We start from the raw sequence: 14761 nt of genomic DNA on the forward strand, positions 1-14761 counted from the left end.
CGAATCGCGAACCGGTGGAGGGAGGCGCATGGAGACCGGAGCTCTGGGCGGGGGCGGGATTCTGGATCCCGAGGGCGCCATGGATCGGATGCGTGCCTGGAAGGGCCGGATCGACAAGCTCGCGGCGGACACCCGGGTGATGAGCGAGCGGCTCGACGGCCTGCGCGTGACGGTCGCCGACGAGAACAATCTGTGCGAGGTCACGGTGGACAACACCGGTGCGCTGCTCGACCTCACGCTCAACCGGGGCATCCAGCGGGTCGCGCCGGAGGTGGTCGCCCGCACGATCATGGAGACGATCCGGAAGGCGAAGGGCCAGGTCGCGGACCGCTCGCAGGAGATCATCGCGGAGACCGTCGGCACCGAGTCCGCGGCCGCGCGCGCGATCGCCGAGCGGGTCGACCGCAAGCTGCGCCCCGAGCCGGACCCGGACGAGTGGGGGCCGGGCGCGGGTTACGACGGCCACGGCTGGCGGGGGTAAGGGATGGCATCCGGGCAGGGCTGGTCGGTCGACGCGGAGCAGATCCGCGCGCACGCCGGCAGCATCGACAGGGTTCGTGCGGGCTTCGGCCCGGTCAACGGCGCGAGCACGAACATCGCACAGAACGACGCGGCGTACGGGCTGCTCTGCGGCTGGATCTCCGGCATCCTCGAGGCGCGGCACGTCCGGCAGGACGAGATCGTGGCGTACGTCGAGGAGAACCTGCGGATCGCGGCCGACCTGCTGCGCAAGACCGCGGACGCGTACGAGGCGGCCGACACCGACGCCGAGTCGTCGATGAAGGGCATCGAAGGCAGGCTCCCCCGATGACCGACAATTCGCTGGTCGCCCCGGTCGAGTCGAGCCGCACCGGGTATACCGGGATTTCGCTGGCCGAGGGCTACGCCGACCTGGACGCGGCGATCCGCAGCGAGGGCTGGGTCGACGACCTGCTCGCCGGCGCCGCGTTCGGTCTGGACGCGGTCTCCACCGTGCTGGACCCGTTCAGCGCGCTGCTGGCCAGCGGCGTCAGCTGGGCGATGGAGTACTTCGAGCCGCTGCGCGAGATGCTGGACGCGCTCACCGGCATGCCCGACGTGATCGCCTCGCACGCGGCCACCTGGGACAACATGGCCGCCGCGCTCACTCAGATGTCCGTCGACCTGCAGTCGCACCTGGCCGGCGACGTGCCGGACTGGGCCGGGCACGCGGCCGAGGCGTACCAGACGCTGATGGGTCACAACGTGGCCGCGATCGCCGGGCTCGGCGGCGTCTCCGTCGCGATGGCGTCCGCCACCACGGCCGCGGGCAACCTGGTGACGTTCGTCCGCGAGGTCGTCCGCGACCTGATCGCGGACCTGGTCGCGCGCGTGATCGTCTGGGCGGTCGAGGCGATCTTCGTGGTCACCATCCCGGTCATCGCGGTGCAGATCGTGGCCGCGGTCGCGAAATGGGCCAGCCGGATCCTGGAGTACACGACCGCGCTGGTCACCAGCTACACGAACCTGTCCAAGCTGATCAACGGCTGAGGTTGTCACACCCCTGTGCCACGATGACGCCATGCGTCACGTGACCGACGGCGAACGCCGCGCCCGCCTGGCGGTGCGGCACGCGTTGGCCCCCGCCTTCCGGGCCGCGACCGTGGAGGATGCGACCCGCGCGGTCACGGTGCTGCACGCGACCGAGCCGCCCACGGTCTACCTGTCCTGCTGGGCGCGGGTCGACGGGTTCAAGCCCGCCGACCTGAACACGGCGCTGCACACCGGGCGCAGCCTGGTCAAGCAGCTGGCGATGCGGCGCACGCTGTTCGTCTTCCCGCGCGACCTGCTGCCCGCGGCGTGGTCGAGCGCGTCCGCCCGCGTCGCCACGGCCGAGCGCGTCCGGCTGGCCAAGGACGTGGTCGCGGGCGGGCTCGCGGCCGACGGCGGAGAGTGGCTGGACCGGGCGCGGGCCGAGGTCCTGGCGGTGCTCGCGGCCGCGCCGGAGGGCCGCACCGCGCAGGAGATCCGGCTCGCCGTGCCGATGATCGACGCCAGGGCCGGCGGCGTCACCGCCGCGTCGCGCGTGCTCAACCACCTCGGCTTGACCGGCGACATCGTCCGCGGGACGAACACCGGCGGCTGGCACGTGTCCAGGCCGCGCTGGACGCTGATGCGCGACTGGCTCGGCGAGACTCCCGGGTGGCCGGCCGCGGCCGACGGATACCGCGAGATCGTGCGGCGCTGGCTGTGGTCGTTCGGGCCCGGCACCGAGGACGACCTGGTCTGGTGGCTCGGCGCGACGAAGGCGGCGGTCCGGGCCGCGCTCGCGGCGGCCGGCGCGGTGCAGGTCTCGATGGACGGCGGCCGCACCGGCTGGCTGCTGCCGGACGATCTCGGCGAGGTGGCCGATCCGGGCCCGTGGGCCGCGCTGCTGCCGGTGCTCGACCCGACCGTGATGGGCTGGCAGGGCCGCGACTTCTACCTCGGCCCGCACAAGGAGTCGATCTTCGACACGCGCGGCAACGCCGGCACCACCGCGTGGGTCAACGGCCGCGTGGTCGGCGCCTGGGTGCAGGACCCGGCCGGCGTGGTCTCGACGTTGCCGGCCGAGCCGGTGTCCACGGTGGAGCGTGCGCTGCTGGACGCGGAGGCCGCCCGCCTCACGGACTGGCTCGGCGGCTTCCGCGTCTCCTCGGTCTACTCGTCGCCGCTGATGAAACGCCCCGACACCCGGTGAAGCGTCTCGACAGCCCGGCGAGGCGTCTGGACTTCCCGGCCTGAAGGCCAAGACCTTGAAGTTCTTCTTCACGCTTCCGGCGTGGCCGAGTTCCGAGTGCTCCCGCGGGCACCGGTCGTCGCCAGGGCTCCTTTTGGCGTAGGTCACAGCCGGACGCGGCCGGGAGGGTCCTCGCCGGTCGGCCATGAATGCAACGTGCCGGTAACCTTCGCTTTCCGGCGGATCTATTCCGCGAGTGAGAATGGTCTCGCGGGCACACCCATTCGGAGGTCGTCCGATGTGGTGGAATCAGTGGGAACAATGGCCCCACCGGTCACTGGAAAATCGCTGTGACCAGCGGCCAAAACCGCGGCGAAACAATTCAATGGGGTTACACTGCGCAGCTCACGCCCGTACCCGCGAAGGGTTTGAATGGTTTCGGCCCGCGTCCGGCGGCGCTGCGCGATGATTATGCTTGGCCCGGATTTTTTTGTCACCCGGGGGAGCCCATGAACAGTCCATCAGCACCCGTGACCTCGCAGAAACTCGATGGTGCGGTACTGAAAGTCGCCGGCGTGGTCGTGCTCGGCGCGATCATGTCGATCCTGGACGTGACCGTGGTCAGCGTGGCGCTGCCGACGTTCCAGGAGGAGTTCGGCGCCACCTACGCGCGCGTCGCCTGGACCATGACGGGATACACGCTGGCGCTGGCCACCGTCATCCCGCTGACCGGCTGGGCCGCCGACCGGTTCGGCACCAAGCGGCTCTACATGGCCGCGGTCGCGCTGTTCACGATCGGGTCCGTGCTGTGCGCGATGGCCGACTCGATCACCATGCTGATCGCGTTCCGGGTGCTGCAGGGCCTCGGCGGCGGCATGCTGATGCCGCTCGGCATGACGATCATGACGCGCGCGGCTGGCCCGGAGCGGATCGGCCGGCTGATGGCCGTGCTCGGCATCCCGATGCTGCTCGGCCCGATCCTGGGCCCGATCGTCGGCGGCTGGCTGATCGACGTGGCCACCTGGCACTGGATCTTCCTGATCAACCTGCCGATCGGCATCATCGCGCTGATCTACGCCTACCTGGTGCTGCCGAAGGACGCGCCGGAGCCGTCCGAGTCGTTCGACTTCCTCGGCATGCTGATGTTGTCGCCCGGCCTGGCCGCGCTGCTGTTCGGCCTGTCGTCGCTGCCCGAGGAGGGCACGATCAGCGCGACCCGGGTGTGGGCGCCGATGGTCGCCGGCGGGCTGCTGGTGATCGGGTTCGTGCTCTACTCGTTCACGCCGAAGCACCCGCTGCTCGACCTGCGCCTGTTCCGCAACCGGAACCTGGCCGTCGCCTCGATCACGATCACCGTCTTCATCGTCGCGTTCATGGGCGCCGGCCTGCTGTTCCCGAGCTACTTCCTTCAGGTTCGTGGTGAATCCACGCTGCACGCAGGTTTGCTCATGGCTCCGCAGGGCCTCGGCGCGATGGTGACCATGCCGATCGCGGGCGCGCTCGCGGACCGGGTGCCGGTCGGCCGCACCGTGCCGTTCGCGCTGATCCTGATCGCGCTCGGCATGTTCACGTTCACCCAGCTGGACGCGGACACGTCGTACCTGCTGCTCTGCGGCTCGCTGTTCGTGATGGGCCTCGGCATGGGCGGCACCATGATGCCGATCATGACCTCCGCGCTGAAGACCTTGACCAGCCACGAGGTGGCGCGCGGGTCCACGCTCGTCAACATCCTCCAGCAGATCGGCGGCTCGGTCGGCACCGCGATCATGTCGGTGCTGCTGACCAGTCACCTGGACGACTCCACGCCGGTGCCACTGCCGGACGGCGGGACGGTCACCGAGGCGCAGATCGCGATCGGCGCGCAGCTCAACCCCGCGTCCGCGCAGGGCACCGACCCGTCGCTGATCCAGCGCGGCCTGGACTTCGCGGCGGATTCGTTCGCGAGCACGTTCTGGGTCGCGTTCGCCCTGGTCGTCTTCACGCTGGTGCCGGCGCTGTTCCTGCCGCGCCGGCGCGAGGTCTCACACCTCGGCGACGACCAGCAGGCCGCGGCACCGATCATGGTGCACTGACCGATCATCCGGCGGTCCCCCGGGGTGAGGCCCCGGGGGCCGCGCGCTAGTGTCGCGCCCCATGGACGTCGGTCAGTTCTATGCCGCGGTCGCCGGCATCAACTTCACGCTCCTCGGCCTGTGGTGGGTCGCGGTCACCGAGCGCCGCCAGCTCCGCGAGGGCGGCCCCCGGGTGCGGCGGATGGCCTACACGGTCTCGCTGCAGTTCCTCATCCCCGGCGCGCTGTCGCTGCTCGCCCAGGTCGCGCCGGACATCGCGGCCGTCTGGCGGACCGCGTTCGCACTGGCCGGTGCGCTCGGCGCGGCCTCCATCCTGATGCTCTCGCCGGCCGTCGCCCGTGAGAACGAGATGACCCGCCGCGGCGCCCGCCTGCTGCGCATCTTCGGCATCCCGCTGTATCTGCTGATCGCGGTCTACGCGCTGATCCCGTTCCAGGGCATGTCGCTCACGCCGCTCCAGATCGAGGGCATCATGCTCTCCCTCCTGGTCTTCCTCGGCGCCCAGACCGCCTGGACCGTCGGCATGGCCACCCCACCCGACTCTCCGCAGGCCCTCGACGATCAGCCCCGCGTCGGCTGAGTCCCGGCACAGCCAACGGTCCACTGTGCCCCGGCTGCGCCGGAAAGCCTTCGATCAAAGGCTTTCTTCCCGCTTCCGGCGTGGTCACCTTCCGAGTGCTCCCGCGGGCAACGGTCGTCGCCAGGGCTCCTTCCTGCACGTTCCGCGGGCGGCCGGCAAAAACCGGGCGGTGGTCGATCGCCAGTGCGTTGCCCGGCAACGTCAGCCGGGAGTCTCCTCCGTGATCGGGGCGCCCCCGATGCTGTTGCGTGCGGCTTCGGTCCGACTCGACCAAAGCCTCGTGAAGCGCCGGCGATGAACCGGGTCCTGTTCGTTGTCGTTGCCGTCATGGCGATTCGCTCTCGTAGGTGGACGGTTGCTGACCGGCCGCCCTCTTCATCTCACCCCAGGCCGTGCCGATGGTGAGACTCCCGGTGAGAGGGGGTCTGGCAGGCCGTGTCTACGTCGCGGTCGAGTTCGTAGGCTCGGGTGTGTGAACCAGCGTCAGGAGATCCGGGACTGTCTCGTCACCAGGCGGGCGCGGCTGACCCCTGAGGCGGCCGGGCTCCCGCCTTCGACCAGCAGCCGGCGGGTTCCTGGGCTGCGCCGTGAGGAGGCTGCGGCGCTGGCGGGCAGCAGCGTGAGAACGAAAGGTGAGAGAGCATGAGCAGTGCGGACTTGAACAGCAATGCCCTGGCCCTGGACGCCCGGTTCGACGTCATCGTCTGCGGTGCCGGGTCAGCCGGTTCCACGGTGGCGGGACGGCTGGCGGCCGAGACCGGCCTGAGCGTCCTGCTGCTGGAGGCCGGCGGTGACGACGAGCGCGAGAACGTGCGGAATCCCTCGCTGTGGCCGACGAACTTCGGCACGGAGGGGGTGTGGAACTTCCTTACCGAGCCCGAGCCGCAGCTGAGTGGGCAGCCGGCGTATTTCCCGATGGGACGCGGGCTGGGCGGCGGCGGCAGCGTGAACGCGTGCGTGTGGGCGCGGGGGCACCAGGCCGACTGGGACTCCTACGCGCGCATCGCCGGTGACGATGTGTGGGACTACGAGCACGTCCTGGACATCTATCGCCGGGTGGAGTCCTACCGGGGCGACCCCGATGGACAGGACCCGCGCCGGGGCCGGTCCGGGCCGATGTGGATCGAGCAACTCCCCGACGACCACGGCTTCTTCGACGCTGTGCAAAAAGCCGCCGAAGGCAGAGGCATCCCGCGGAATGACAGCCTGAACGGCGCGCTGATGGAGCAGCAGGCCGGAACGGCGCGGCGCGATGCCAACATTCACGCCGGACGCAGGCAGTCCCCCTACCGTTCCTTTGTCGTCCCGCAGCAGAAGCGCGCAAACCTCACCGTGCTCACCGGCGCCGAGGTCGACCGGGTCGTCTTCGAGGGCGGCCGCGCCGCCGGGGTCAAACTCCTCGACGGCAGGGAACTGCACGCCGACCGGGAGGTGGTGTTGTCCCTCGGCGCGATCAACACGCCTGTGGTGCTCATGCGTTCGGGCGTGGGCGACCGGGACCAATTGGAGCAGAACGGCATCCCGGTGCGCCGGCACCTCCCCGGCGTCGGACGCAACCTGCACGACCACGTCAACGTGTCCCTGGTCTGGAGTGTGCAGGACGGCGTCGATCTGCCCTCCCCGCTGCAGGCCGCCACCGGCATCCTGTGGAACCTGACCGATCCGAAGGGGCCGGCAGTCGTGGTCTACGTGGAGGCCTCGGTCAGCGTCTCGCCCGTCACCGCCGCCGGCGGCGGCGTGCCCGAACAAGGGGTCACGTTCCTGACCGGCGTGCGTCTGCACAGCCGGGGCGAGGTCCGTCTGTCCGCCAAGGACGCCTCGCAGCCGCCGCTGATCCGTACGGGCTGGCTGAACGATCCCGCCGACATCCCTGCCCTGCTGGATGCGGTCGAGCGGGTCAGCGCGATCGCGGACTCACCGGAGCTGGCCGGATATCTGTCCGAGCGGGTCTTCCCGCCCCGGGACGCCGATCGCGAGGCCGTCATCGACTACCTGCGCCGCGGCACGCAGACCTTCTGGCACCAGAGCGGCACGGCGGCCATGGGCCAGGGCGAGGACGCAGTGGTCGACTCCCGGTTACGGGTGCGGGGAGTCAGCGGCTTGCGGGTGGTGGACGCCTCGGTACTGCCGCACGTGCCAGTGGCGAACACGATGGCCCCCAGTGTGGTCATCGGTATGCAGGGCGCCGACTTCATCGCTCAGGACCTCCTCTGATGGTGGCCGTAGCCGCGGCCAGGAGGCGATCGGCGGGAGGACCGGGCAGTTCGGCGGCCGTGGCCGCGGCGAAGGTGATCGTTGCCGGCGCTGTGGTCAGCGCCGGTTCAGCCAGGAGGAAGGATCGCGGCGGACGGCCTCCAGGCTGGTGAGGGCGGCGCCGATCGCGGCGGCGTCCGGGCCGAGCTGGGCGGGGCGCACGTCGATCGGGGCCCAGCGGCTGCTCAGCGCGCGGCGGTGCAGCTCCGTCGTGATCGGCTCGGTGAGCCAAGAGGCGAGTACCGCGTAGCTGCCGCCGAGCAGGATCGTGCCGACGTCGACGAGGTTGACCAGGTCGGCGAGGGCGATGCCGAGCGCGGTTCCGGCGGCGTTCAGTGCCGCGGTCATCTCGGGTGTGCCGGCGTCCGCGGCGGCCAGCAGGTCGCGGTGGCCGGCGGCGGCGCGCAGGACCTCGAGGCCGGCGTAGGTCTGCAGGCAGCCGCGTGCGCCGCAGGTGCAGTCGCGGCCGTCGGGGTGGACGGTGACGTGCCCGATCGCGCCGCTCCAGCCGCGTGCGCCGTGCAGCAGCCGGCCGCCGAGCACGATCCCCGCACCCAGATCGAGCGCGCCGGAGACGTAGGCGAAGTCGGCGCGCTCACCCGAATAGAGTTCCGCGAGCGCGGCGAGATTCGCTTCGTTCTCCACCCTGACCGGCACGCCCCCGATCGCCGAGGCGCCGCCACGGACGCGGCCGTCTGAAGGCGCGACCGATTCGGTCCCGGCCGCTTCATGCGCGGCTGCCGCGTGCGGGACTGCTTCGTGCGCGGCCGCCGGGTGCGCGGCTGTCGTGTGGGGTGCGGTGGTCTGGGGGCCGGCTGCCGCACTCGCGGTCGTGGCCGGCCGGGCGGCCGTCGTGAGCCGGGTGCCGAGCAGCGCTCCCGCGTCCACGTCGCGCCAGCCCAGTGGTGGTGCGAAGCGCACCAGGGACCCGTGCGAGACCGCCCCCGGCACCGCCAGAGTCACCCGGACGACCTCCAGCTGCGCCGCCTCCGCCTCCGCCATCACGGCGGCGGCGAGTTCGCTCAGCGCGCCGAGGAGGTCCGCGGCGGGGCCGTCGACGTGCGGCACCGGCCGGAACGCCAGGTGCCGCACGGTTCCGGTGAGGTCGACCAGGCAGGCGGCGAGCCGGTCCGCGCGGATGTCCAGGCCGAGGCCGGCGGGGCCACGGGACGACAGGGTCAGCCCGACCCGTGGCCGGCCCGCGCCCTGCGACCGGGCGGGCCCTGACTCGGCGATCAGTCGGCCGGCCAGCAGCTCCTCCACGATCCGGGTGATCGTCGGACGGGTCAGCCCTGTCTGATCGGCCAGTTCGATCCGTGAGATCGGCCGCTCCGCGAACATGATGTGCCGGAACGCCAGCGCGAGGTTGTGCGCGCGCAGACTCCGCTGCCGCGCGGGCGCGCCGACCGCCGGCCCGGCGGCTCCGCCGCGCGCCCCGGTAACGCCGTCCCACGACGCCGGCCCGGCCCCGCCGTGCGGTGCGAGGGCGCCGCCGTGCGGCGCGAGGTCCCCGGCGTGGGGTGTGGGGGCGCCGGCGTGTGAAGCGAGGTCGTCGTCTCCGGCGTGCGGTGCCAGGTCGCCGGCGGGCGGGGTGAGGTCGTCGGCGTGCTCGCCGGGGACGCGTCGCAACGGTGGTGTCATGCCGCGCCGGACAGCGCTGCCGCCTCGTCCGCGGACAGTTCGCCGTCCGCGACCACCACCGTGAACCGCCGCTCCACCCGTTCCCCCGGCTCCAGTCTCAGCGGTGCCCGCCAGGCCAGCGCCGATCCGACGCCCGCGTAGTCGCGCACCCGCACGAACCACGGATCGGCCCGGGTGACCGCGTCCGCGCCCGCGAACACCAGCGTCCACGATGGACCGGCCAGCGCCAGCCACGGTGCCGTCGCGCCGTGCAGGTCCGCGATCCGGTCGCCGCCCGGACCGAACGCGCGCGCCGGGGCGGTCGCGCGCCAGAACAGCCCGCCGTAGCCGGCGCCCTCCCGGCCCAGCACGGCCGGGCTGCGCAGCGTGACCGCCCGCCCGGCCACGTTGATCAGGGAGAACGCGACGTCCAGCGCCCACGCGGCGGAGGTCAGCGGTCGTGCGGCGAGCCGGCGGCGCTCGCTCAGCAGCGCGGTGCCGTCCATCCCGAGCCAGTCGATCAGGTGGGCGAACGAGCCCGGTTCCACCTCCAGCCAGTCCACGTGCAGCTGGGTGCCGTGGTTGTCCAGCCAGACCGGACCGTGGCCGGGCACGAACGTGCGTCCGCCCCAGAAGTTCGCGCCGTCCACCTCCGGCACCGCGATCCCGGCGCCGAGGTGGTGCCGGTGCGAGGCCGGCATCAGCTCGGTGACCACGGTGCCGCCGAGCGTGCGGACCGGGTGCAGGTAGGGGCGCGGTGACAGGCCGGACGGCAGCGACGTGCCCACGTGGTACTCAGCGACCGGGGGTGAGTCGCGCCCGATCGTGAGCGACGCGTCGACGGACGGAATCGCCTGCACCGCGATCACCTCTTCACCTCGCCGAGACCCGAAGCGCGGCCGTCGAGAGCTCCGCCGCCTCGGCCACGCCGAGCGTGCCGTCGGCGACGACCGTGATGATACGACGGGAGAGGGCCTCTCCGGCGGGCACGACCAGCGGCCGTTCCCAGGCCAGGCAGGATCCGACGCCCGCGTAGTCGCCGGTGCGCACGAACCACGGGTCCGCGCGGGTCCGCTCGTCCCCCGGCACGAACAGCAGTGACCAGCGGGTACGTCCGGTGCCGTGCCCGCAGAGCGCCAGCCAGTCCGCGGTGCGCCCGTGCAGCCACCGCACGCCCCGCCGGTCCGGCCCGAACGCGCCGGCCACCGAGGTGCCGGAGCCGTGGGACGGTGCCCGCCAGAAGAACCCGCCGTATCCTGCGCCGGGCCGGCCGTTGACGGCCGGGCTCGCGAACGACAGCGGCTCCGCGGTCGCGTTCTCCAGCGTGAACGTCACGTCCAGCGCCCAGCAGCCCCAGGCGGCCAGCGGCAGCACCGCGATCCGCCGGCGCTCGCGCATCAGCGGCCCGCCGTCCGCGCCGTGCCAGACGAGCCGCGCCTCGACCGCGTCCGCCGTCCGCGCTTCCCACCCGTCGTGCCGCTGCACGCCGTGGTTGTCCAGCAGCCGTGGCCCGGACGCGGGGACGAACGTGCGCCCGCCCCAGAAGTTGTGCCCGGCCAGGTCCGGCACGGCGATGCTGACACCGAGGTGGTGCTGGTGGTCGCCCGGCATCAGGTCGGTCACCGGCACGCCCGAGAGCGTGCGCACCGGGTGCAGGAACGGGCGTGGGGACAGGGTGCGGGGCAGCTCCGCCGGATCCCACACGTACTCGGCCACGTCCGTGTCGCCGCTGGTCAGCCGCACCGCATCGGTCACGGAGCCGCCACCCGCACCGGCCCGAAGTCGGCGTGCCCGCCCGCGCCGGCGGCGAACAGCCCGACGGTCGCGCCGGTCCAGAAGCCGGGCACCGGTGTGTACGGGATCTCCGCGTCACCGAACCGGCAGCTCGCGTCCGGTCCGATGCGGACGGTCAGCGCCACGGTGTCGGAGGTCCACGGCACCGGGGGCGCCAGGTCGCGTTCGGGCACGGCCGGTGCGGACGCGTCGAAGCCGCCGACCCCGCCCGCCGCGTCGGCCTCGGTGCCGCGACACACCAGCCAGGTGCCCTCCGCCGTGCGTTCCAGGCCGAGCCACGCGTACCCCCGGCCCAGGATCGTGATGCCCGCGCGCGCCGGGCCGTCCTCGCGCAGCCGCAGTTCGGTGCGGACGACTGACGGAGCGATCAGTCGCTGGCCGAGCACGGCGGGCAGCCGCCGCAGGTCGCCCGGATCCTCGTGCAGGAACAGCCGCAGTCCCGGGCGCAGCATCTCGTGCCAGCTCGGCTCCGGATTGCCCTGCCAGGTCCACTGCGGACCGAACTCGTCCGCGTCGAACGCATCGCTCGTCGCCGGTGCCCGATGAGCATGACCCGGCACGGGTACGGCGTGCGTGCGCACCGGCTCGCCGTCCGCGCCCAGCACCGGCCAGCCGTCGTCGCCCCACCGCATCGGCTGGAGGTGCACCACCCGCCCGCGCGCGGCCCGGTCCTGGAAGTGCACGAACCAGTCCCGCCCGTCCGGCGCCGTGACCCACGCGCCCTGGTGCGGCCCGTTCACGTCGGTGCTGCCCTGGGCGAGCACGGTGCGCGACTCGTACGGCCCGAAGAAGTCCTTGGCGCGGAACGCCATCTGCCACCCGGTGGGCACGCCGCCGGCCGGCGCCAGGATCCAGAACTCGCCGTCCCGCTGGTAGATCTTCGGCCCTTCCAGGCCGGAGCAGCCCTCGACCGTGTCCCCGTCGACGATCACCGTGCCGTCGTCGAGCAGCTCGCGCGCGTCCGGCCGCATGCGGTGCCCGGTCAGCCGATTGTTGACGCCGGACCGGCTCTTCGCCCACGCGTGCACCAGATAGGCGCTGCCGTCGCCCGCCCACAGTGGACAGGGGTCGATCAGCCCGCGCCCGGCCTTGAGGCACCACGGCTCGCTCCACGGCCCGCGCGGATCCTCCGCCGTGACCACGAAGATGCCGTGGTCCGGGTCCGGGTAGACGATCCAGAACAGGCCGTCGTGGTGCCGGATCGCCGGCGCCCAGACGCCGCCGCCGAGCGGGACGGTGTGCGGCATCCTGGGCAGCGCGTGACCGGCGATGGTCCAGCCGACGAGGTCGCGGGAGTGCAGGACCGGCAGGCCGGGCACGCGGTGGAAGCTGGACGCGGTCATCCAGAAGTCGTCGCCCACGCGGATCACGTCGGGATCGGACCAGTCGGCGTCGAGGATCGGGTTGCGGTAGACGGGAGCGCTCACCCTGCCACGCTAAATCGACATTTCTCATTAAGTCAACCCACGCAACTAACCACTTAGGCTGGAGTATTGACAAAGTTTTGGCAGTAATCGACGCTGTCCATCGATCGATGTTGACGTTCACATGGAGGTGGGCGGGATGGATCGTCGTGCGGTGCTGCTGGCCGCGGCCGGCTTGGGCGCGCTCTCCGCCTGCGGCCGTGGATTCGGTGGCGGCGGGGACGACGCGCCGGACGGTGCCGTGGTGCTGAACATGGTCTGGTGGGGCGACAACACCCGGGCGCAGAAGACGCAGGCCGCGCTGGACGTGTTCCAGCGCAAGAACGCCGGCATCACGGTCCGCACGGAATACCAGGACAGCGCGCCCTACAAGGACAAGCTCGCCACCCGGTTCGCCGCCGGTGACCCGCCGGACCTGATGGCGATGCGGATGGACAGCCTCCGGGAGTACGCGGATCGGGGCGCGCTGCTGGAGCTGACCGGGCTGAACATGGACGGGCTCGGCGAGAACGCCCGCGCGCTCGCCGCGGTCTCGGACAGGACCTACGGCGTACCCTCCGGTCTGAACAGCATCGGTTTCGTCGTCAACCGCACGCTGACCGATCAGTTCGGGGTGCGGATCCCGGACGGCGACACGTGGAGCTGGGACGATCTCGGCACGTTCGCACGCGCGGTGACCGAGGCGAGCGGCGGCAAGGTCTACGGCACCGGATTCGACCTGTTCACGCTCGCGAACCTGTTCGTCTTCACCCGCCAGCGCGGCGAGGACTTCTTCACCGAGCAGGGCGCGCTCGGCATCACGGCCGGGACCGTGCAGGCCTGGTTCGAGCTGGCGCAGCGGATGCGCGACGAGCGCGGCATGCCGCCGGCCGGGTTCATGGACGAGGCCGGCGCGTCCGCGGCCCAGTCCTACATCGCGGCCGGCAAGCTCGCCTCGCAGATCATCCCGACCAACAACTTCCTGTCCTACAACGCGGCCGCCGGCGGCAACCTGGCGCTGCTGCGCATGCCGGGGGAGACCCAGGGGGTACGCCGCGGTCAGTCCATCGACACGCCCGCGCTGTGGTCGATCGCGGCGCAGTCGAAGCACCCGCGGGAGACGCTGAGGCTGCTCGACTTCCTGATCAACGACCCGGAGGCGTCGCAGGCGACCGGCACCACCCGGGGTGTGCCGCCGAACCAGCAGGTCGCGGCCGCGATCAGGCCGGGCCTGGCGCCGGACGACCAGGTCGCCACGGACTACCTGATCGGGCTGCAGGGTGAGACGCTGCCGCGCTCGTTCACCTATCCGCCGGGCGGCAGCGCCATCGCGTCGAGCCTGGAGACGATCGCGACCGAGGTCGAGTTCAGGCGCCAGACGCCGGCGGAGGGCGCGGCCGCGTTCATCGCGGAGGCGAAGAAGGCACTGGCCGAGTGAGCGTGTTGCAACAGACGCCGGTCACCGCGCCGGCGTCCGCACCTCGACGGCGATACCGGCGGCAGGACCGGTCCGGTTACCTGTTCCTGCTGCCGTGGTTCCTCGGCATGCTCTTCACGATCATTCCGTTCTTCGCGTCGCTCTACCTCGCGTTCACCGACTACAACCTGCTCAACCCGCCAGAGTGGATCGGCCTGGACAACTTCCGGGAGATGCTGGCGGACGAGCGTCTGATGCGGTCCCTGCGGGTCACCGTGATCTATACGGTGGTCTCGGTGCCGCTCTCGCTGGCCGCGGCGCTCGGCGTGGCCATGGTGCTCCAGCAGGGGATCCGCGGGCTACCGGTCTACCGCGCGATCTTCTACCTGCCGTCGCTGCTCGGCTCCAGCGTGGCCGTGGTGATCCTCTGGCGGTACCTGTTCGGCGTGGACGGTGTGATCAACAAAGGGTTGGCCTGGCTCGGGATCGCGGGGCCGGCCTGGACCACGGACCCGTCGCACGCGCTCACCACGCTGATCATCCTGCACGTCTGGACGTTCGGCTCGCCGATGGTGATCTTCCTGGCCGGGCTGCGGCAGATCCCGGCCGCGTACTACGAGGCCGCGTCCGTCGACGGGGCCGGGCCGTGGCGGCGGTTCCGCTCGATCACGCTGCCGCTGCTCAGCCCGATCATCTTCTTCAACCTGGTGCAGTCGCTGATCGCGTCGTTGCAGACGTTCACCCAGGGTTTCGTGATGAGCGGCGGCACCGGCGGGCCGGCCGACTCCACGCTGTTCTACAACCTCTATCTCTATCTGCGCGGGTTCACGCAGTTCGACATGGGTTACGCGTCCGCGATGGCGTGGGTGCTGTTCGTGCTGATCGCGGTGCTGACCGCGGTCAACTTCCTGGCGGCGCGGTGGTGGGTGTTCTATGACGACTAGA

At 71.7% G+C, this 14761-nt stretch carries 13 protein-coding genes; 9 read left to right on the forward strand and 4 right to left on the reverse strand.

The window, feature by feature from the left end; all coding sequences use genetic code 11:
• The first annotated feature begins 28 nt into the window (after positions 1-28).
• From J2S43_RS10330 to J2S43_RS10360, 7 genes are all read left to right on the forward strand, one after another.
• Positions 29-481 carry a YbaB/EbfC family nucleoid-associated protein gene (locus J2S43_RS10330; RefSeq protein WP_306828629.1) on the forward strand — a complete coding sequence of 151 codons (453 nt, stop codon included), beginning with the start codon at positions 29-31 and terminating at the stop codon, positions 479-481.
• A 3-nt stretch (positions 482-484) separates the two neighbouring features.
• Positions 485-811, forward strand: a complete 327-nt coding sequence (locus J2S43_RS10335; RefSeq protein WP_306828630.1) for a type VII secretion target — start codon at positions 485-487, stop codon at positions 809-811.
• On the forward strand, positions 808-1509 hold the full coding sequence (locus J2S43_RS10340; protein ID WP_306828631.1) for a WXG100 family type VII secretion target: 702 nt from the start codon (positions 808-810) through the stop codon (positions 1507-1509). The genes J2S43_RS10335 and J2S43_RS10340 overlap by 4 nt, the downstream gene beginning before the upstream one ends.
• Before the next feature lie 31 nt (positions 1510-1540).
• Positions 1541-2698: a winged helix DNA-binding domain-containing protein gene (locus J2S43_RS10345; protein ID WP_306828632.1), complete on the forward strand. Its 1158-nt coding sequence runs from the start codon at positions 1541-1543 to the stop codon at positions 2696-2698.
• Positions 2699-3186: 488 nt separating this feature from the next.
• Positions 3187-4749 (forward strand): DHA2 family efflux MFS transporter permease subunit, encoded by a 1563-nt coding sequence (locus J2S43_RS10350; protein WP_306828633.1) that lies wholly within the window; start codon positions 3187-3189, stop codon positions 4747-4749.
• Positions 4750-4810: 61 nt separating this feature from the next.
• Positions 4811-5329, forward strand: a complete 519-nt coding sequence (locus J2S43_RS10355) for a hypothetical protein (RefSeq protein WP_306828634.1) — start codon at positions 4811-4813, stop codon at positions 5327-5329.
• A 642-nt stretch (positions 5330-5971) separates the two neighbouring features.
• Positions 5972-7543 carry a GMC family oxidoreductase gene (locus J2S43_RS10360; protein WP_306828636.1) on the forward strand — a complete coding sequence of 524 codons (1572 nt, stop codon included), beginning with the start codon at positions 5972-5974 and terminating at the stop codon, positions 7541-7543.
• A gap of 96 nt (positions 7544-7639) precedes the next feature.
• Here J2S43_RS10360 and J2S43_RS10365 read toward each other — a convergent pair whose 3' ends face one another.
• Genes J2S43_RS10365 through J2S43_RS10380 form a run of 4 tightly spaced genes read right to left on the reverse strand, consistent with a single transcriptional unit; the run spans position 7640 to position 12423 of the window.
• Positions 7640-9211 carry an ROK family transcriptional regulator gene (locus tag J2S43_RS10365; RefSeq protein WP_306828637.1) on the reverse strand — a complete coding sequence of 524 codons (1572 nt, stop codon included), beginning with the start codon at positions 9209-9211 and terminating at the stop codon, positions 7640-7642.
• 8 nt (positions 9212-9219) lie between these two features.
• The gene (locus J2S43_RS10370; RefSeq protein WP_306828638.1) at positions 9220-10071 is read right to left on the reverse strand and encodes a DUF6807 domain-containing protein; all 852 of its coding nucleotides are present in this window, start codon (positions 10069-10071) and stop codon (positions 9220-9222) included.
• Positions 10072-10075: 4 nt separating this feature from the next.
• Positions 10076-10957 carry a DUF6807 domain-containing protein gene (locus tag J2S43_RS10375; protein ID WP_306828639.1) on the reverse strand — a complete coding sequence of 294 codons (882 nt, stop codon included), beginning with the start codon at positions 10955-10957 and terminating at the stop codon, positions 10076-10078.
• On the reverse strand, positions 10954-12423 hold the full coding sequence (locus tag J2S43_RS10380) for a glycoside hydrolase family 43 protein (RefSeq protein WP_306828640.1): 1470 nt from the start codon (positions 12421-12423) through the stop codon (positions 10954-10956). The genes J2S43_RS10375 and J2S43_RS10380 overlap by 4 nt, the downstream gene beginning before the upstream one ends.
• Before the next feature lie 136 nt (positions 12424-12559).
• On the opposite strand from J2S43_RS10380, the gene J2S43_RS10385 reads away from it, so the two are divergent.
• Positions 12560-13837, forward strand: coding sequence for an ABC transporter substrate-binding protein (locus J2S43_RS10385; protein WP_306828641.1), 1278 nt, complete (start codon positions 12560-12562; stop codon positions 13835-13837).
• Positions 13834-14760: a carbohydrate ABC transporter permease gene (locus J2S43_RS10390; RefSeq protein WP_306828642.1), complete on the forward strand. Its 927-nt coding sequence runs from the start codon at positions 13834-13836 to the stop codon at positions 14758-14760. Before J2S43_RS10385 ends, J2S43_RS10390 begins: the two co-directional genes overlap by 4 nt.
• Position 14761: the final 1 nt, after the last annotated feature.

The organism is Catenuloplanes nepalensis, assembly GCF_030811575.1.
In the GTDB taxonomy this organism is placed as follows: domain Bacteria; phylum Actinomycetota; class Actinomycetes; order Mycobacteriales; family Micromonosporaceae; genus Catenuloplanes; species Catenuloplanes nepalensis.